The organism is Pseudomonas sp. PGPR40 (assembly GCF_022014505.1).
Classification (GTDB): domain Bacteria; phylum Pseudomonadota; class Gammaproteobacteria; order Pseudomonadales; family Pseudomonadaceae; genus Aquipseudomonas.
This window is the reverse complement of record NZ_JAKLSP010000015.1, coordinates 40,388-58,700: the sequence shown is the minus strand read 5'-3', so window position 1 is coordinate 58,700 and position 18,313 is coordinate 40,388. Positions and strand designations below refer to the sequence as shown.

14 protein-coding genes and 2 pseudogenes are annotated in these 18,313 nt (G+C 59.5%); 6 read left to right on the top strand and 10 right to left on the bottom strand.

Annotated features, from left to right (window positions below; genetic code table 11):
- Positions 1-56: 56 nt before the first annotated feature.
- Positions 57-434, bottom strand: coding sequence for a histone-like nucleoid-structuring protein MvaT (gene mvaT / locus MEB48_RS14560; protein ID WP_007933316.1), 378 nt, complete (start codon positions 432-434; stop codon positions 57-59).
- A 326-nt stretch (positions 435-760) separates the two neighbouring features.
- Here mvaT and purU point away from each other — a divergent pair, with 326 nt between their 5' ends.
- Together purU and MEB48_RS29405 are read left to right on the top strand one after the other, a co-directional pair.
- On the top strand, positions 761-1,609 hold the full coding sequence (purU, locus tag MEB48_RS14555) for a formyltetrahydrofolate deformylase (protein WP_237884859.1): 849 nt from the start codon (positions 761-763) through the stop codon (positions 1,607-1,609).
- A 62-nt stretch (positions 1,610-1,671) separates the two neighbouring features.
- Positions 1,672-1,818 (top strand): annotated as a pseudogene (locus MEB48_RS29405) (hypothetical protein); the annotation flags it as partial.
- 39 nt (positions 1,819-1,857) lie between these two features.
- On the opposite strand, the gene MEB48_RS14550 reads toward MEB48_RS29405, so the two are convergent.
- The 5 genes and pseudogenes from MEB48_RS14550 to MEB48_RS29395 all read right to left on the bottom strand — a co-directional run.
- Entirely contained in the window at positions 1,858-2,853 is a 996-nt protein-coding gene (locus tag MEB48_RS14550) for a lysylphosphatidylglycerol synthase transmembrane domain-containing protein (RefSeq protein WP_237884858.1), read from the bottom strand.
- Positions 2,850-3,626 carry a DUF2334 domain-containing protein gene (locus MEB48_RS14545; protein WP_237884857.1) on the bottom strand — a complete coding sequence of 259 codons (777 nt, stop codon included), beginning with the start codon at positions 3,624-3,626 and terminating at the stop codon, positions 2,850-2,852. The genes MEB48_RS14550 and MEB48_RS14545 overlap by 4 nt, the downstream gene beginning before the upstream one ends.
- Complete coding sequence (locus MEB48_RS14540) at positions 3,619-4,740, bottom strand: glycosyltransferase family 4 protein (RefSeq protein WP_237884856.1); 1,122 nt, start codon at positions 4,738-4,740, stop codon at positions 3,619-3,621. Before MEB48_RS14540 ends, MEB48_RS14545 begins: the two co-directional genes overlap by 8 nt.
- Positions 4,741-4,940: 200 nt before the next feature.
- Positions 4,941-5,705: a methyl-accepting chemotaxis protein gene (locus tag MEB48_RS29400; RefSeq protein WP_442969097.1), complete on the bottom strand. Its 765-nt coding sequence runs from the start codon at positions 5,703-5,705 to the stop codon at positions 4,941-4,943.
- A gap of 93 nt (positions 5,706-5,798) precedes the next feature.
- Positions 5,799-6,830: pseudogene (locus MEB48_RS29395) on the bottom strand (HAMP domain-containing protein); the annotation flags it as partial.
- Positions 6,831-7,015: 185 nt separating this feature from the next.
- Between MEB48_RS29395 and MEB48_RS14530 the strand changes: the two are divergent.
- Positions 7,016-8,503, top strand: a complete 1,488-nt coding sequence (locus tag MEB48_RS14530; protein WP_237884854.1) for a helicase HerA-like domain-containing protein — start codon at positions 7,016-7,018, stop codon at positions 8,501-8,503.
- A 125-nt stretch (positions 8,504-8,628) separates the two neighbouring features.
- Here MEB48_RS14530 and MEB48_RS14525 read toward each other — a convergent pair whose 3' ends face one another.
- Complete coding sequence (locus MEB48_RS14525) at positions 8,629-9,084, bottom strand: DUF721 domain-containing protein (RefSeq protein WP_237884853.1); 456 nt, start codon at positions 9,082-9,084, stop codon at positions 8,629-8,631.
- Between the two features lie 306 nt (positions 9,085-9,390).
- Between MEB48_RS14525 and secA the strand changes: the two genes are divergently transcribed.
- The 3 genes from secA to MEB48_RS14510 all read left to right on the top strand — a co-directional run bounded on the left by secA (position 9,391) and on the right by MEB48_RS14510 (position 14,588).
- Positions 9,391-12,126 carry a preprotein translocase subunit SecA gene (gene secA, locus MEB48_RS14520; protein WP_237884852.1) on the top strand — a complete coding sequence of 912 codons (2,736 nt, stop codon included), beginning with the start codon at positions 9,391-9,393 and terminating at the stop codon, positions 12,124-12,126.
- A 120-nt stretch (positions 12,127-12,246) separates the two neighbouring features.
- Entirely contained in the window at positions 12,247-13,464 is a 1,218-nt protein-coding gene (gene argJ / locus MEB48_RS14515; protein WP_237884851.1) for a bifunctional glutamate N-acetyltransferase/amino-acid acetyltransferase ArgJ, read from the top strand.
- Between the two features lie 179 nt (positions 13,465-13,643).
- Positions 13,644-14,588: a Nudix family hydrolase gene (locus tag MEB48_RS14510; protein WP_237884850.1), complete on the top strand. Its 945-nt coding sequence runs from the start codon at positions 13,644-13,646 to the stop codon at positions 14,586-14,588.
- 117 nt (positions 14,589-14,705) lie between these two features.
- Here MEB48_RS14510 and MEB48_RS14505 read toward each other — a convergent pair whose 3' ends face one another.
- The 3 genes from MEB48_RS14505 to MEB48_RS14495 are packed head-to-tail and all read right to left on the bottom strand — an operon-like array spanning position 14,706 to position 18,289.
- Positions 14,706-15,287 (bottom strand): cob(I)yrinic acid a,c-diamide adenosyltransferase, encoded by a 582-nt coding sequence (locus MEB48_RS14505; RefSeq protein WP_237884849.1) that lies wholly within the window; start codon positions 15,285-15,287, stop codon positions 14,706-14,708.
- Positions 15,288-15,289: 2 nt separating this feature from the next.
- Positions 15,290-17,326, bottom strand: a complete 2,037-nt coding sequence (locus tag MEB48_RS14500) for a sensor histidine kinase (protein WP_237884848.1) — start codon at positions 17,324-17,326, stop codon at positions 15,290-15,292.
- Positions 17,327-17,371: 45 nt separating this feature from the next.
- Positions 17,372-18,289, bottom strand: coding sequence for a putative 2-dehydropantoate 2-reductase (locus MEB48_RS14495; RefSeq protein ID WP_237884847.1), 918 nt, complete (start codon positions 18,287-18,289; stop codon positions 17,372-17,374).
- Positions 18,290-18,313 lie beyond the last annotated feature (24 nt).

Sequence of the window (18,313 nt, the reverse complement as noted above, 5' to 3'; positions counted from 1 at the left end):
GCCAGCATTTGCTGGCGTTCTTCAGGTCGCGGATCGGTCCACGACAAGCTTGCGGCTTAGCCCAGCAGGGTAGCCCAGCCTTCAACCACGTCACCGCCCCACTTGGCTTTCCACTCTTTCAGAGTCTTGTGGTTGCCACCTTTGGTTTCGATGACTTCACCGTTGTGCGGGTTTTTGTATTGTTTAACTTTGCGAGCACGCTTGGTGCCAGTAGTTTTTACTGCGCCGCCACGTGGAGCCTTGGTTTTGGACTCTGGATCCAACAGCGCGATGATGTCACGCAGGGATTTGGAGTATTCGCCCATCAAGGTGCGCAGTTTGCCTTCGAATTCCAGCTCGGTTTGCAGTTTGTCGTCTTGGGACAGGTTCTTCAAACGGGCTTGCAGCTCTTTGATAGCTTCTTCGGTGGCGCGATATTCGTTGATCAAGGACATGAGGACTACCTTATGTTGGGCGCTGAATGGCAGGGTGACAGTGCGCCAATAATAGTCAGGGTGTTTCATCAAGTAAACATTTAACCAGAGTTTTATTTAAATTAGTTCTGAATAGGGCGCACATTTGAGGGGCCGTTAAATAGCGTCACAAATATTCACAGTTGACCTGTTGAAGACTGGCTACAAGAGCACCATCGCATTGACGAATGGCGCTGCCGGAACCTGTGCCTCGGACCGTGATGCAAGGCCACACGTCATCAATACTGCAGTTTTGCTGCGTAATCGCTAGAATGGCGGCCTTTGCGAAGTTCTGGAGTTTCCCCCTCATGCGCACTTTTCGGCTGGTGATTGCTTGCCCGGACCGCGTCGGCATCGTTGCTAAAGTCAGTAACTTTCTGGCGTCCCATAACGGCTGGATCACTGAAGCGAGCCATCACTCGGACAATCTCAGTGGCTGGTTCTTCATGCGTCACGAAATTCGTGCCGATTCGCTGCCTTTCGGTATCGAAGCCTTTCGCGAAGCGTTTGCACCGATTGCCGAAGAGTTCTCGATGGACTGGCGAATCACCGACACCGAGCAGAAGAAGCGCGTGGTGTTGATGGCCAGCCGTGAATCCCACTGCCTGGCTGATTTGCTGCACCGCTGGCACAGCGATGAACTGGACTGTGAAATCGCCTGCGTGATTTCCAACCATGATGATTTGCGCAGCATGGTCGAGTGGCACGGTATTCCTTATTACCATGTCCCGGTCAACCCACAGAACAAGGAGCCGGCCTTCTCCGAAGTTTCGCGTCTGGTCAAACAGCACGAGGCCGAAGTGGTAGTGCTTGCCCGTTACATGCAGATTCTGCCGCCCGAGCTGTGCAGTGAATATGCCCATAAAGTCATCAACATTCACCACAGCTTCCTGCCATCGTTCGTTGGGGCCAAGCCATATCATCAGGCTTCGATGCGCGGTGTGAAGTTGATCGGTGCCACTTGCCACTACGTGACCGAAGAGCTGGATGCCGGTCCGATCATCGAGCAGGACGTAGTGCGCGTCAGCCACAGCGACAGCATTGAAGACATGGTGCGATTCGGTCGTGATGTCGAAAAGATGGTGCTGGCCCGTGGTTTGCGTTATCACCTGGAAGACCGGGTGTTGGTGCATGGCAATAAAACCGTGGTGTTCTGATGGTCTACGGATCGTTCCCACGCAGAGCGGGGGAACGATCCAGATGAAGAGAGAACATGACCATGGCCGATCCATTGGACAAAGCCACTTCCAAAGCACCCGCCACAGTGGGTGAGGGCTGTTTGAGTCGTTATGATCCGGATGACCTGAGCCCCGAAGACGGCACGGAGTTTCCCGGTGCCGCCGAGTTGTGGGAGCAGTTGCAGGACTGTGGCGAGGGGGCAAGCCCCCTCGCCACAGGAAATCGTTTAAGCCTGCTTGAGCTTCATCAACTTCCTGAGCAAGGGTCGCCCGAGCATCAGCAAAAACACCGGGCCACCGACCACCAGATAGAAGTAATAGGTCACTGTCCGCCAGATCAGAATCGCCGCCGCCGCGGTGGATTTTCCGACCATGGGCGCCAGTAGCGCCGCCGACGTCAGTTCCGCCGCCCCGGCCCCACCCGGCAACAGGCTGAACTGCCCGGCACTCAGCGACAGCATCTGGATCAGAAAGCACCAGGCCCACTGCAAATCCACGCCCAGCCCACGCAACGCCAGATACAACACGCTATACCGCAAGAGCCAATGCAGGCAGGTCAGTGCAAACACCGTTATCAATGTCTGAAAAGGCAACTTCAGTGTGTCAGTGAACGCTGCCAGGAAGTGCAAGAGCTTTCGTGCCCAACGCATCCGGGTGGTGCCTTTGACATTGAGGCGAGCAAGTAACCGACCACTCAGACGAATCAGCGCGCGGTGATAGCGAGCCGCTAATACGCAACTGAACAGCCCGCCAAACATCGAGATGGCGCTGACGGTCAGCAGCCATTCCATGCGCTGACTGAGGTGCTGGAACAGTGCATAAATCAGAATCCCGCTTAGCGCGCAGAGAAAAAACAGCAGATCGCTCAACTGGTCCATGGCGAACACGGCGCTGCCCCTGGCCGGCCGCACGCCGTGACGTGCCAGCAACGCCATGATGGTCAGCGGTCCGCCACTGCCGCCGGGGGTGGCGCAGTAGGCGAATTCGGCGGACATCACCACCCCAAGACTTTTGAAACGACTTACCTTGCCGCGCTGATCCCCCAGCAACAGGCGCAAACGCAGGGTGTTGAGCATCCAGCAGAGCAGGATCATGCCGAACATGATCAGCAGCCACTTCAGTGGAAAACTTTGCAACCGCGACCATGTCTCGCCGCCGCCCAGCAACGCCGGGATGAGCACCGCAGCGAGCAGGGCGACGACCAACAGAATCCCGCGGCTCATGCGGCGCGACCGACGGCGTCGCGTTGCTGTGCCAGCCAGTTGGCCTTGGTCATCGGCACACGGCCCTCGTCGAGCAAGCGCTTGAGGGTTTGCAGCCAGTAGTGACGCGAGAACTCATGGCGCATGTCCACCGGATGCAGGCCGAGACGAATCACCGGCGTCTGGCGCCAGCGTTGTTCGCGTTGATCGCTGACGATTTTCGACAGACCCCGACGCCAGGCGCTGCGCGCGCTCCAGACCAGGCACGGAGCATCTATCGCGGTGAAATCCGGCAATCGATACAGATGTTGCGAGTCGCTGGTGTAGCGCAGCGGTACCTGACGCAAGGCTTGGCGGGTGCCTTCGCTCATCAGCCAGGCCGGAGCGACGAAACCTTCCAATGACCAGCTGTAACGGTGGAACACCTCTATTCCGGCGCGCAGGCGGGTGAGGGCGGCTTCCTGTGACAGGTCGTAGAACTCGCCTTCATGGGTGTAGATTCGACGCATGAACCAGTCTCGGGGAGTGATAGGGATTGGTCCTTCATCGCAATGGAAGTAACCGTGCAGTGCCAGTTCGTCGCCGCGAGCGACGCGGCGGGTCAGCAAACGTCGAAACGCCGGATACGCGTCCAGGTCGTTATGCTTGTGGAAATTTGGTACTACCAGCCAGGTTATAGGCACCTCACCCAGCGCGTCGACGGCTTCGACGAAGGTTTGGTAATCGGGCCAGGTTGGCGGCGCAACGTCGTGCAACACCAGTAACAGGCTGGGCGCGTTCATGGGCTCAACCATTGGCGGTCAGTGGCCATTGAGTGCCGAGTACGGCGTGATAGTGACCCAACAGGCTGTCGACCACGATATCCCAGGCGTAATGCTGCTCGACATGGCTGCGGGCTTGTTTGCCCAGCACGGCGCTGCCCTGGCTGAACAGTTCGCGTACAGCATTGGCCATCGCTGCTGGATTGTTCGGTGCGCAAAGCAGGCCGCATTGATCGGTGACAATTTCCTGAAAGGCCCCGGCGGCCACGGCCACCACCGGAATGCCGCTGGCCATGGCTTCGAGAACCACCAGACCAAAGGTTTCCTGATCGCCGGCATGCACCAGCGCATCGGCACTGGCCATCAACCGCGCGACTTGCGCCGCCGGGTAGAACTGATCGAGGACGGTGACATTGCGCGGCACCAGGGTCGGCATCGACGAACCCACCAGTAGCAGGTGATAGCGACGACCCAGGCGCTTCATGCATTTGAGCAGCACCGGCAGGTTTTTTTCCTTGGATCCACGGCCGGCGAATATCAGCAGATGAGTGTTTTCATCAATGCCGAATGCGGCCCGCAAACCTGGATCCCGTGCACTGGGGTTGAACGTTTGCAGATCGACACCCAGCGGCTGGACGAAAACGTTCTTCACGCCCAACCCGATCAGTTTGTCGGCCATGATTTGACTCGGCGCCAGAACCCGATCGAAGTTGCCATAGAGCTTGCAGACATAAGCTTCGACATTGGGTGTCACCCAGTTACCCATGCGATTGCTGACCAGCAGCGGCAGATCCGAGTGGTAAAAACCGATTACCGGCACATCGAGTTGCCGCTTGGCGTCCAAAGCAGCCCAGGCGGTCAGGTAAGGATCGCCGACTTCAATCAGATCGGGCTGCAAATCCCGCAGAACATTGCGCCATGGCGCGAGACGGAGGGGAAAGCGATAACCCTTGCCAAAGGGCAGGGCAGGGGCCGGAACCGTGTAAACACCGTCCTGTTCACTGAAATGCGCCCCGGGAACCAGCAAACTGTGACGAATGCCTGGCTTGCTGCCCAGGCGACGGTGTTTGGCATCCAGATAAGTGCGCACGCCACCGCTGGCAGGGGCGTAGAACATGGTTATGTCAGCGATATGCACGATGAACATTCCTCCGGTCCGGTCTCCTTTGATTGACCTATATGAAGGATAGATGTTCGATTGGGGTTGTGCGGTGGGGTGTCAGAGGGGGTTGCGGTGTCTGAATGGACGCCTTCGCGAGCAAGCCCGCTCCCACATTGACCGAGCTGTCCGGGCGGACGCGGTCCACTGTGGGAGCGGGCTTGCTCGCGAAGGGGCCAGTTCAGGCACTAAATCCGGAAACTACCCACCAACTGCTTCAATCGCGAAGCCTGCTGCTCAAGGTCCGAGCACGCACGCAACGTCGATTGCAGGTTTTCCACGCCTTCCTGGTTCAACGTGTTGATCTCGGTGATATCCACGTTGATCGACTCAACCACCGCCGTCTGTTCCTCGGTCGCCGTGGCCACGGACTGGTTCATGCCGTCGATTTCGCCGATGCGCAACGTCACGCTGTTCAGGCGCTCGCCGGCCAGGTTGGCGATTTCCACGCTGTCCTGGCTGTGGCGCTGGCTGTCGCTCATGGTGCTGACCGATTCGCGGGCGCCGACTTGCAGCTCTTCGATCATGGTCTGCACCTGTTGTGCCGATTCCTGAGTGCGGTGTGCCAGGTTGCGCACCTCGTCGGCCACCACGGCAAAACCGCGCCCGGCTTCACCGGCCCGCGCCGCTTCAATGGCCGCGTTCAGCGCCAGCAGGTTGGTTTGCTGGGAGATGCTCGTGATCACTTCGAGAATCTGTCCGATGTTCACGGTTTTGCTGTTCAGCGATTCGATGTTGGTACTCGAGGCACTGAGCATGCTCGACAGCTGATTCATTGCGGCAATGCTGCGATCCACCACGTGCTGGCCGTCTTCGGCCAGGCTTCGCGCGTCGCTGGCCTGATTCGACGCTTGCGCGGCGTTGCGGGCGATTTCCTGGGCGGCGGCGCCGAGCTGGTTGATCGCCGCGGCCACGCTGCTGGTGCGCGAGGCCTGTTGGTCGGAATTGAACATCGACGAGTTCGAGGCTGCCACTACACGCAAGGCCACTTCGTTGACTTGCCCGGTGGCCGACGACACTTCGCGGATCGACGTATGAACCCGTTCCACGAAACGGTTGAACGCCGTGCCGAGGATGCCGAATTCGTCCTGATTCTGGATGGTCAGGCGCTTGGTCAGGTCGCCCTCACCGTCGGCAATGTCTTCCATGGCGCGGGTCATGACGTGCAACGGCTGGATCAGCAAGCGGATCAGCATGCCGAGCAAGGCGATGATGATTGCCACGGCAATCACAGTCGCGACGACTGCCGAGGCGCGGAATTCGCTGAGCATCGAGAAAGCTTTGTCTTTATCCACCGACAGACCGATGGACCAATTGACCGAGGACAAGCCTTTGATGGGGGTGAACGTGACGATGCGGGTCTTGCCGTTGACCTCGATTTCACTGAGTTCGCTGCTGATGCGTGGGGTGTTTTTCGGATACGCCTCGTTCAGGGACTTCATCGCCAGGGCTTTGTCCGGGTGAACCAGGATCTTGCCATCGGCGCTGATCAGAAAGGCATAACCCATGCCGTCGAAGTCCAGCGCGTTGAGGCTGTCGGCGATCACCTGCAAACTCAGGTCGCCACCGACTACGCCGATGCTTTGACCGTCCTTGAGCACATTATTGACGATGGAAATGACAAGTTGGCCGGATGCCAGATCGATGTACGGTTCGGTCAGTGCCGAGCCGCCGGTGCTTTGGGCACTCTTGTACCAAGGCCGGACGCGAGGGTCATAGCCATCGGGCATTTTGCTGTCGGGGCGGATGATGAAGGTGCCATCCTTGTTGCCCAGATAGGCGCCCATGAAGGTCGAGGTCACCGCCTTCTGCTCAAGTAGTTTCGAGACGTTGTCGGTGTCGGCGTTCAGTGCGACGTTCTGTGACAGGTTTTCGATCAGCAAGCTACGTCCGGTCAGCCAGGTCTGGATATTGTTGGCCGTCACACTGCCCATTTCTTGCAGATAGTTGTCCAGATCCTTGCGTATCGCATTACGCTGCAAATAGTCGTTGTACAGCGTGAACGAGGCAAAGGCAGCAATTACGATGAGGGCGGCGGCAAGCAGTATTTTATGGCTGAAGCGCAGATTTTTATTCATGGCTTGGGGGTCCGCTAAAGTCTTAATGTCCAGGGCGTGCTTTTATAAAGGCGCGCAAAATGGGCAGTGTTGAAAGTAAGCTGATATTTCCGTCTCTCCTTAGGGAAGTACCGACGCTATTTTTCAGTCTGATCTCTCGCTTGTTATCGGCCATGAAGGATCAAAGATTAACCATGGGTGACAAAATGCCTGACTCATCGCAACTCGTTATCGGCGCCGATCTCGCGGGCCAGTCCATCGCCCAGGCCATGCGCCTGGCCAACCGTCACGGCCTGGTGGCGGGCGCTACCGGGACCGGTAAAACCGTCACCTTGCAGCGTCTGGCCGAAGCCTTCAGCGATGCCGGCGTGGCGGTGTTCGCGGCGGACATCAAAGGCGACCTGTGCGGCCTGGGCGCCGCCGGCAACCCTCAAGGCAAGGTCGCCGAGCGGATCGCCGGGATGCCCTGGCTGAACCATAAGCCTCAGGCGTATCCGGTGACCCTGTGGGACATTAACGGTCAGTCCGGTCATCCACTGCGCACCACCTTGAGCGAAATGGGCCCGTTGCTGCTCGGCAGCCTGCTGGAACTGACTGACAGTCAGCAGTCGGCCCTCTATGCCGCGTTCAAAGTGGCCGACCGCGAAGGGCTATTGCTGCTGGATTTGAAGGATCTGAAGGCGCTGCTCAATCACCTGCGCGACAGCCCCGAATTGCTGGGGGATGACGCCGCGTTGATGACCACCGGTTCCAGCCAGGCGCTGTTGCGCCGTTTGGCGACGCTGGAACAGCAGGGCGCTGAAGCGTTGTTCGGCGAACCGGCGCTGCAACTGGAAGACATGTTGCAACCGGCCGTGGATGGTCGCGGGCGCATTCACTTGCTCGACGCCAGTCGGCTGGTGCACGAAGCACCGAAGGTCTATGCGACGTTCCTGCTGTGGTTGCTGGCCGAACTGTTCGAGCAACTGCCGGAACGCGGCGATGCCGAGAAACCGCTGCTGGCGCTGTTTTTCGACGAAGCGCACTTGTTGTTCGCCGGTACGCCCAAGGCGTTGCAGGAGCGTCTGGAGCAGGTGGTGCGACTGATCCGCTCGAAAGGCGTGGGGGTGTATTTCGTCACTCAATCGCCGGGCGACTTGCCGGATGATGTGTTGGCTCAACTGGGCCTGCGCATTCAGCACGGCTTGCGCGCGTTTACCGCCAAAGAGCAGAAATCCCTGCGCGCGGTGGCCGACGGTTTCCGGCCGAACCCGGCATTTGAAGCCTTGTCGGTGTTGACCGAATTAGGGATCGGCGAGGCGCTGGTCGGCACCCTGCAAGACAAGGGCACACCGGGAATGGTCCAGCGTGTATTGGTTGCACCGCCGCAATCGCGGATCGGGCCGTTGACCGAGACCGAACGCACTGTGCTGATCGCCGGTTCGCCGTTCAAGGGGCGTTACGACAAACCGGTCGATCGAGAATCAGCTTATGAAGTGCTGATGGGGCGCAAAGGGCTGGCGCCGGATCCCGAAGCCGCACCGGGCAAACCTGCACCTCAAGAGCCGAGTTTCACCGAACAGGCCGGGGAATTCCTCGGCACGGCGGCAGGCCAGGCGTTGAAATCGGCGATGCGACAGGCGGCGAATCAATTGGGCCGACAATTGGTGCGCGGCTTGATGGGTTCATTGCTCGGTGGCAGCAAACGCCGCTGAATCATTGATCGTTCCCACGCTCTGCGTGGGAATGCCTCTTGTGACGCTCTGCGTCACGCTTTGGGACGCGGAGCGTCCCTGGCTGCATTCCCACGCAGAGCGTGGGAACGATCGGTAAGAAGGATTCAGGTTTTGGGTTTGGCGTGCGCCGCCAGGCGTTCGAGGGCCGCCCGCAGATTCGGGTCGGTAATCCCGTCAGCCGTCGCCTGAATGGTCGCTGCCGCATCGGTCGACAAATCCATCGTATGCCCCACCGCCCCTTGCTGAACGGTCGGCGGTTGAACCTTGAACAGAATCCGCGTCAGGCTGGCGAACTCGTCGAACAGCTGTAACTGGCGTTGCAGACGCTTTTGCTGATAACGCAGGCGGGTGGCCCAGTGGCCATCGGTGACAATCAGCAATAAACTGCCTTCACGCCACGACGCTACATGGCAATGCTCGCGGGCAGCCGGCTGCAATTGGCTTTCCACCAGACGTTGTAAATGACCCAGGCGTTGAGCGTGGCCAAAAATGGCTTTCAGCGGTTTGGCTTCGCGAAGCAGAACGGCGGGTGCTCTGGCCGTGAGAGGGCGAAATGCCATGATCAGACACCTGAAGTAACAGAGCGGCCATGGTAACAGAAAGCTCCCGCTGCCCCGACCCATTGCTTTGCGAACGCTTTACCCATTAAATCAACGAGTAACTTGTGCCCTCGATGGGTTGAAGTTCAGTAAAAAGCCCTTATTTAAAGTGAGCCCCGTCACAGCGCCGTGCATGCATCGTGGAACAACGCCACTTTCCTCACCATCGTTTCCGGGTAGAATGCTCGTTCGCATGCGGCCATGAGGGCTGCACGGGCGACTCACGGGGCCGCCCTCCATCCCTTTAGTGTGGAAGATCCTGCCGATATGTTTGCGCCTTTGTTAAAGAAACTTTTTGGAAGCAAGAACGAGCGTGAAGTCAAACGCATGCTCAAGACGGTGCAGCTCGTCAATGCCTTCGAAGAGCAAATGGTAGCCCTTTCGGACGATCAATTGCGTGCCAAGACCGACGAGTTCAAGGCCCGCCTCGCCAAAGGGGAAACCCTCGATAAACTGCTGCCCGAAGCCTTTGCGGTCGCCCGCGAAGCCGGCAAGCGCGTCATGGGTATGCGCCACTTCGATGTCCAGCTGATCGGCGGCATGACCTTGCATGAAGGCATGATCGCGGAAATGCGTACCGGTGAAGGCAAGACCCTGGTGGCGACACTGGGCGTTTACCTCAACGCGCTGTCCGGCAAGGGCGTGCACGTTGTGACAGTGAACGACTACCTGGCCCGCCGAGACGCCAACTGGATGCGTCCGCTCTACGAATTCCTCGGCATGTCGGTTGGCGTCGTCACGCCATTCCAGCCGCCGGAAGAGAAACGCGCCGCTTACGCCGCCGACATCACCTACGGCACCAACAACGAATTCGGTTTCGATTACCTGCGCGACAACATGGCGTTCAGCATGGAAGAAAAATTCCAGCGCGAACTCAATTTTGCCGTGATCGACGAAGTCGACTCCATCCTCATCGACGAAGCCCGTACCCCGCTGATCATTTCCGGTCAGGCCGAGGACAGCTCCAAGCTGTACATCGAGATCAACAAACTGATCCCGCAGCTGGAATTGCACGTCGAAGAAGTCGAAGGCGAAGTCACCAAGGCTGGCCACTACACCGTGGACGAGAAGACCCGTCAGGTCGAACTCAACGAAGCCGGTCACCAGTTCATCGAAGACATGCTGACCCGCGTCGGCCTGCTGGCCGAAGGCGAGAGCCTGTACTCGGCGCATAACCTCGGCCTGCTGACCCACGTTTATGCCGGCCTGCGCGCGCACAAGCTGTTCAATCGCAACGTCGAATACATCGTCCAGGACGGTCAGGTTGTACTGGTCGACGAACACACCGGCCGTACCATGCCGGGTCGCCGTTTGTCCGAAGGCCTGCACCAGGCCATCGAAGCCAAGGAAAACCTGAACATCCAGGCCGAGAGCCAGACCCTGGCGTCGACCACATTCCAGAACTACTTCCGTCTATATAACAAGCTGTCCGGCATGACCGGTACAGCGGACACCGAAGCGTTCGAGTTCCATCAGATCTACGGCCTGCAGGTCATGGTCATCCCGCCGAACAAACCGTTGGCGCGTAAAGACTACAACGACCTGGTATTCCTGACCGCCGAAGAGAAATACGCGGCGATCATCGCTGACATCAAGGAATGCATGGCTCAGGGCCGTCCGGTGCTGGTGGGTACCGCCACCATCGAAACCTCCGAGCACATGTCCAGCCTGCTCGTGAAGGAAGGCATCGAACACAAGGTTCTGAACGCCAAGTTCCACGAAAAAGAAGCCGAAATCATCGCTCAGGCCGGTCGTCCGGGCGCACTGACCATCGCCACCAACATGGCCGGTCGTGGTACCGACATCCTGTTGGGCGGTAACTGGGAAGTGGAAGTGGCTTCGCTTGAAGACCCGACCCCTGAGCAGATTGCCCAGATCAAGGCCGACTGGCAAAAACGTCACCAGCAAGTGCTGGAGTCGGGCGGTTTGCAGGTGATCGCTTCCGAGCGTCACGAATCGCGCCGCATCGACAACCAGTTGCGTGGTCGTGCCGGTCGCCAGGGTGACGCCGGTTCCAGCCGTTTCTACCTGTCGCTGGAAGACAGCCTGATGCGCATCTTCGCCTCTGACCGGGTGAAGAACTTCATGAAGGCGCTGGGCATGCAGTCCGGTGAAGCGATCGAGCACCGCATGGTGACCAACGCCATCGAGAAGGCTCAGCGCAAGGTTGAAGGCCGCAACTTCGACATCCGTAAACAACTGCTCGAGTTCGACGACGTCAACAACGAACAACGTAAAGTGATCTATCACATGCGTAACAGTTTGTTGGCCGCCGACAACATTGGCGAAACCATCGCCGATTTCCGTCAGGACGTGCTCGACGCCACCGTCAGCGCCCACATTCCACCGCAATCGCTGCCTGAGCAGTGGGACGTGGCCGGTCTGGAAGCGGCGTTGCAGAGTGACTTCGGTGTGACACTGCCGATCCAGCAATGGCTCGACGAAGACGATCACCTGTACGAAGAAACCCTGCGCGAGAAGCTGCTGAGCGAACTGATCGCGGCGTACAACGAGAAAGAAGACCAGGCCGGTGCCGAAGCACTGCGCACCTTCGAGAAGCAAATCGTTCTGCGTGTACTGGACGACCTGTGGAAAGACCACCTGTCGACCATGGATCACCTGCGTCACGGTATCCATTTGCGTGGTTATGCGCAGAAGAACCCGAAGCAGGAATACAAGCGCGAATCCTTCACGCTGTTCTCCGAATTGCTGGATTCGATCAAGCGCGACTCGATCCGCGTGCTGTCGCACGTTCAGGTTCGCCGCGAAGATCCGGCTGAAGAAGAAGCCCGCCTGCGTCAGGAAGCCGAAGCACTGGCTGCGCGCATGCAGTTCCAGCACGACGAAGCACCTGGCCTGGAGCAACCGGAAGTGTTGGGTGAAGAGGTCGATGTAGCTCTCGCCACGGCACCGGTACGCAGCGAACACAAGCTGGGCCGTAACGAGCTGTGCTACTGCGGTTCGGGCAAGAAGTACAAGCATTGCCACGGGCAGATCCAGTAAACCCGTTTCAGACGCTGAAATACCCGCGCCGCGACCGGCTATGCCGTCGCGGCGTTTTGCCATTTAAACCACCGTCTATCGCAATGACGATGCAGACAACATTTTTTAAGGAGCGCATTCATGGCTGTTGGTCTTGGTCCTTTGCCAACGTTGCACCCGGTCGCCGGTTTTGAACTCGGTATCGCCTCGGCCGGCATCAAGCGCCCGGGGCGCAAGGATGTTGTGGTCATGCGCTGTGCCGAAGGTTCTACGGTGGCTGGCGTGTTCACTCTGAACGCCTTTTGCGCCGCTCCCGTGATCCTGGCCAAACAACGCGTGCAAGGCCCGGTGCGTTACCTGCTGACCAACACCGGCAATGCCAACGCCGGCACCGGCGAGCCAGGCCTGGCCGCTGCCGAGCGCACCTGCGCCAAACTGGCTGAGCTGACCGGTGTCGATGCAAACCTGGTGCTGCCGTACTCCACCGGTGTGATCGGCGAGCCGCTGCCGGTCGAAAAAATCGAAGGCGCTCTGCAAGCTGCCCTCGACGATCTGTCGGTGAACAACTGGGAAGCGGCCGCTACCGGCATCATGACCACCGACACCCTGCCCAAGGGTGCCAGCCGCCAGTTCCAGCATGATGGCGTGACCATCACCGTCACCGGTATCAGCAAAGGCGCGGGCATGATCCGCCCGAACATGGCGACCATGCTCGGCTACATCGCCACCGACGCTAAAGTCGCGCGCGATGTGCTGCAAAATCTGCTACTGGATGGCGCCAATAAATCGTTCAACCGCATCACCATCGACGGCGACACCTCGACCAACGACTGCTGCATGCTGATCGCCACCGGTCAGGCCGCACTGCCGGAAATCACCGAAGCGACCGGTGATCTTTTCGCCAAGCTGAAACAAGCGGTGTTCGAAGTCTGCATGGACGTGGCCCAGGCTATCGTGCGTGACGGTGAAGGTGCGACCAAGTTCGTTACCGTGGAAGTCAACGGCGGCGGCAATCACCAGGAGTGCCTGGACGTCGGTTACACCGTGGCCCACTCGCCGCTGATCAAGACCGCGCTGTTCGCCTCCGACCCGAACTGGGGCCGCATTCTGGCCGCCGTGGGCCGTGCCGGCGTACCGAACCTGGACGTGAGCAAGATCGACGTATTCCTCGGCGATGTGTGCATCGCCAGTCGTGGCGCTCGCTCTGCCACCTACACCGAAGCCCAGGGCGCGGCGGTGATGCAGCAGGAAGAAATCACCATCCGCATCGAACTGGGTCGCGGCGATTGCAGCGAAACCATCTGGACCACCGACCTGTCCCACGAATACGTGAAGATCAACGCCGAATACCGCACTTAAGACCGCGTCGATCCCTTCGCGGGCAAGCCTCGCTCCTACAGATTGTGTGATCTGTAGGAGCGAGGCTTGCCCGCGAAGGCGGCCAACCAGACACTGAAAATTCTGGCCTGTACCAAAGACACTGCCGTCTGTGCCCAGGCGCGTTCGGCGTAGAAGGCTGGCTTGGAGGAAGTAAAGCAGTGAAACGAGTCCATGTAGCAGCCGCGGTTATCCGCGATAGCGGCGGCAAGATCCTCATTGCCCGTCGTGCCGACACCCAGCATCAGGGCGGTTTGTGGGAGTTTCCTGGTGGCAAGGTCGAGGATGACGAATCCGTTGAAACCGCCCTGGCTCGCGAGCTTCACGAAGAGCTGGGCATTGTGGTCAAAACCGCACGACCCATGATCAAAGTCCGCCACGATTACCCGGACAAGCAGGTGTTGCTGGATGTCTGGGAAGTCTCGGCGTTTACCGGCGAACCCCATGGCGCCGAAGGTCAGCCTTTGGCCTGGGTGACAGCGCGGGAGCTGGTGGACTATGAATTTCCGGCCGCCAACCAGCCGATCGTCGCCGCCGCACGCTTGCCCGGCGAATACCTGATCACCCCGGACGGTCTGGAAACCCCGGCCTTGCTGCGCGGTATTCAGAAAGCCATCGCTGGCGGCATCAAACTGATTCAATTACGTGCGCCCAACGGCTACGACCCGCAATACCGCGATCTGGCGGTGGATGCGGCGGGGTTGTGTGCCGGCAAGGCGCAGTTGATGATCAAGGGGCCGTTTGAATGGCTGGGGGACTTCCCGTCCGCCGGTTGGCATATCACTTCGGCACAGCTGCGCAAGTACGCGGCGGCGGGGCGACCGCTACCGGCGTCGCGATGGTTGGCAGCGTCTTGCCACAACGCTGAAGAGCTGGCGCTGGCCGAGCAGATGGGCGTGGATTTTGTGACCCTGTCTCCGGTACAGCCGACCCAGACGCACCCGGATGCGCTGCCATTGGGCTGGGAGCAGGCTTCGACGTTGATCGAGGGCTTCAGCAAGCCGGTATTCTTGCTCGGTGGGGTGGGTCCGACAGAACGGCAGAAAGCCTGGGAAGCAGGGGCGCAGGGTGTGGCGGGAATTCGGGCGTTTTGGCCTGAGGCCTAGCACCCGATCGTTCCCACGCTCTGCGTGGGAATGCCTCAACGGACGCTCCGCGTTCGGCTCTTGATGGGACGCAGAGCGTCCCGGGCTGCATTCCCACGCGGAGGGTGGGAACGATCACTAAGCCCCGGGTTTCGCTGCCGCTTGCCACAAAATCTCGGCAATCCCCTGGCGCTTGGCAATCAACCGTGCTGCCACAAACAACAAATCCGATAACCGATTGATATACGCCAAGCCAACCCCGGCCAGCGGCTCAATCGCATTCAACTGCTGACACCGCCGCTCGGCGCTGCGCGCCAGACAGCGGCATACGTGGGCCTGGGCAATCAGCGCGGAACCGCCGGGCAGAATGAAATTCTCCAGTGGCCCCAACTCTTCATTCCACACATCGATCGCCGCTTCCAGGCGCTCGATTTCTGCCGTGTTCAGTGCCTGATACACCGGCATCGCCAATTCGCCACCAAGGTCGAACAACCGGTGTTGGCAGGGCGCCAACACCTCAATCACCTCGTTCAACCCCGGATACGTATCACTTTTCGCCGCCAAACCGGCCAACAGCACACCCACCTGGCTGTTCAGCGTATCGACTTCGCCAATGGCCTCGATTCGCGGATGGTCCTTGGGCACTCGACGGCCATCGCCGAGCCCGGTTTCGCCTTTGTCGCCAGTGCGGGTGTAAATCTTCGACAAGCGAAAGCCCATGGTTACCTCGACAGCTGATTGAGTTCTTGAGAGACCACCGGAGTGCCCGACAACGGCAGGCGCAAGGTGAAGCAAGTGCCTTGGCCCGGCGTCGATTGCACTTCCATCTGGCCCTTGTGGTTGTTGGTGATGATGAAATACGAAACCGAGAGCCCAAGGCCGGTGCCCTGGCCGATTTCCTTGGTGGTGAAGAACGGCTCGAACGTGCGTTTGCGCACGCTCTCGCTCATGCCGATGCCGTTGTCCTCGACCTGAATTTCCGCCCACGGCGGGTTCAGTTTCGTACGCAGAATGATCCGCCCCGGTTCGCGATCGTCTGTGCGTTGGTGAATGGCTTGCGCGGCATTTTTCAGCAGATTGAGCAGTACTTGTTCCAGTTCGTTGGCGGTGCCGGGCACTGGGCCCAGTGCCGGATCGAACTGCCGAATGATCGCCTGACCCTTGAAGTCGAAACCGATGGCCAGGTCGAAGTCATTGCCAGCGATTTCCACCGCTTGATCGATCAGTGCCGGCAAATCGCAGGGAGCCATCTGCCGGGTGCTGCGGCGGCTGAAGCTGAGCATGTGTGTCACGATTTTCGCCGCCCGGGCGCCGGCCTGTTGAATGCCGTCGAGTAACTGTGGCACTTCACGAGCTTGCAGGTACTGGTTCACCATTTCCAGCTCGATGCCGAGTTGCTCCGCTTGTTCGAGGTTTTTCGGCAGATCGGGTGACAGGCGCCGACGAATGTTCTGTACGTTGTGCAGGATCGCGCCCAGCGGATTATTGATCTCGTGGGCCATGCCGGCGGCGAGACCGCCGACCGAGAGCATTTTTTCCGATTGCACCATCATCTCTTCGAGAGACAGACGCTGAGTGATGTCATCGATCCGGATCACCACGCCGCGCCCGGCACCGCCCATCAATGGGTAGAACGTCAGGGCGTAGTGCCTGGGTTCATCGTCCTTGAGCCAGGTAACGCGCTCAATTTTGGCCACGGTATGTTGCTCGACGGTTTGCCTGAGCTGCGGCAGGAACGGTTTGAGCGGTTCGAAGGCGAGAAAGATCGGCTGGTTCAACGCTTCGTCGAGACGCGTGCCGGACAGGGCGCTAGCCTCCTGATTCCACTGGGTCACGTAGAGCTGCTCGTCGAGCGCGATCAGTGCCGACGGCATGGAATCGATGATGCTGTTGAGGTAGTTCTGGAAGCCAGTGAGTTTCTTCTCGATCTTGCTGCGGACCTGAACTTCCAGCTCCAGCTTGCGGTTGGTGTGGCGGGTTTCTTCGGCCAGTCCCTGAGCCTGGTCGTAGGCAGCCTGGGAATCGTCGCGAGCGCGCTTGAGCTGCTGCTCCCGGGCCTCGATGCGCGAGAGCATGGTGTTGAACGCTTCGGCGAGGCTGCCGATTTCGTCGTGATTGCCGCGAGAGGCGCGCAGGGCGTAGTTCTCTTCCCGGGTGACTTGCCGGGACAACTCTTCGAGCTGATGAATCGGGCGGGTAATCAGGCGTTTGATCTGCCGCGCGATCACCAGCCACAACAACACGCTGAAGATCAGAATCCCCAGGCTGGCGGTCAGGGTCCCGGTGTAGAACGCCATCGGCAATTCGCTGCTGGCCACCAGCAGCAAGTGCCCCGGCGCGGTGCCGGGGCGGGGCAGGGTAATCACTTGATTGCTGCGAAACTCCGTGGCTTGCCAGGCGTCGAGGTGTCGGAAGTGCTCCGGCAGGTTCAGCTCGTCTCCCTGCTGCAACTGCGCCAAACGCACACCTTTACCGTCATAGAGGGCTGCCGCGCGCAGCGGTGTATAGCTGTTGAGTTCATTGAGCAGGCGTTGGGCGGTTTGCGGCGACTTGAGGGCTTCGGAGATCAGGCTCGGGTTGGATATCAGTCGGCCGATGGTCTGCAGGGCCTGGGGGGCCATGCTTTCCTGGGAAATATAATAAGCGGCGCTGATAAAAGTCAGGTTGGCGACCAGCAAAACGGTGGTCAACAGCACCAGCAGGGCGGCCAGCAATTTCTGGCCGACTGGAAGGTTTTCAAGGCGCTGGCGCAATGGCATCAGGTTCATCGCTGAAAAGGAACAAGTGGCCAGCGTAGCCGCTGCTCAGTCGCTGGGCAATCCAAGGCTGTGCAGATGGGCGATCAAGCGCTGCTGCAATTGATTGAGGTGGGGCAGGTTTAGCTGATGCCGTGACGCGGCTTTGCAGGCATGACCCAACAGGTAGCTGATTTCGGTGCGGCGTTGATTCGCGACGTCCTGATACATCGAGGAGAAATTGGCCGCGGTGGCCTGGATCACCCGTTCGACTTCCTCCTGGAGGTTTTGCGCCGCTGCCGGCTGACCGCAGCGCTCCAGCAGTTCGGTGAGCTCGGCGCACAGAGTGGCGACTTCGCAATGATGTTGCTGCAAACCGCCGTTGCGGCATTCGTGCAGCACGGTCAGCGGGTTGATCGCACAATTGAGCGCCAGTTTTCGCCACAGCCTTGTGAGGATGTCGGTGCTCCACTCATGGGGAATGCCGGCGGCGCTCAAGTCCTCCAGCCAGATCGGCGCCACCGGGTGGCCGGCATCCCCCAGCCAGGTGTAGCCATGACCGGCGAACACCACCCGCCAGTCGCCATCGCGAAATGCGCCTTCGGTGCTGGAGGCGAAGATGCAACGCGCCTGAGGCACCTGTGCGGCAACCGCGTCCTGACTGCCGAGGCCGTTCTGTAACAGGATCAGTTCGGCGTCGGGTGTCAAGCGGTGTGCTAACCGGACCACGGCTTCTTCGGCGTCGTAGGCTTTGCAGGCCACCAGCAGACGGCTGATGGGCTCGTCGCTGTCAGCCGTTTGCGCAGGCACGGCATAGGTTTTCGCTTCGCTGTGCTCCACGAGCGTCAATCCGCCCGTCGCCTGATAGGCCTGCAAGCGCGCCGCGTCCCGCACGATCAGCCTGACCGGGACATCGGCCCGCGCCAGACGTGTGGCCCAAAGAGTGCCGAGACTCCCGCCGCCCAAAACATGCCAAGGGATGGACATCAGTTTTTTGCTCGGTTTATCGCT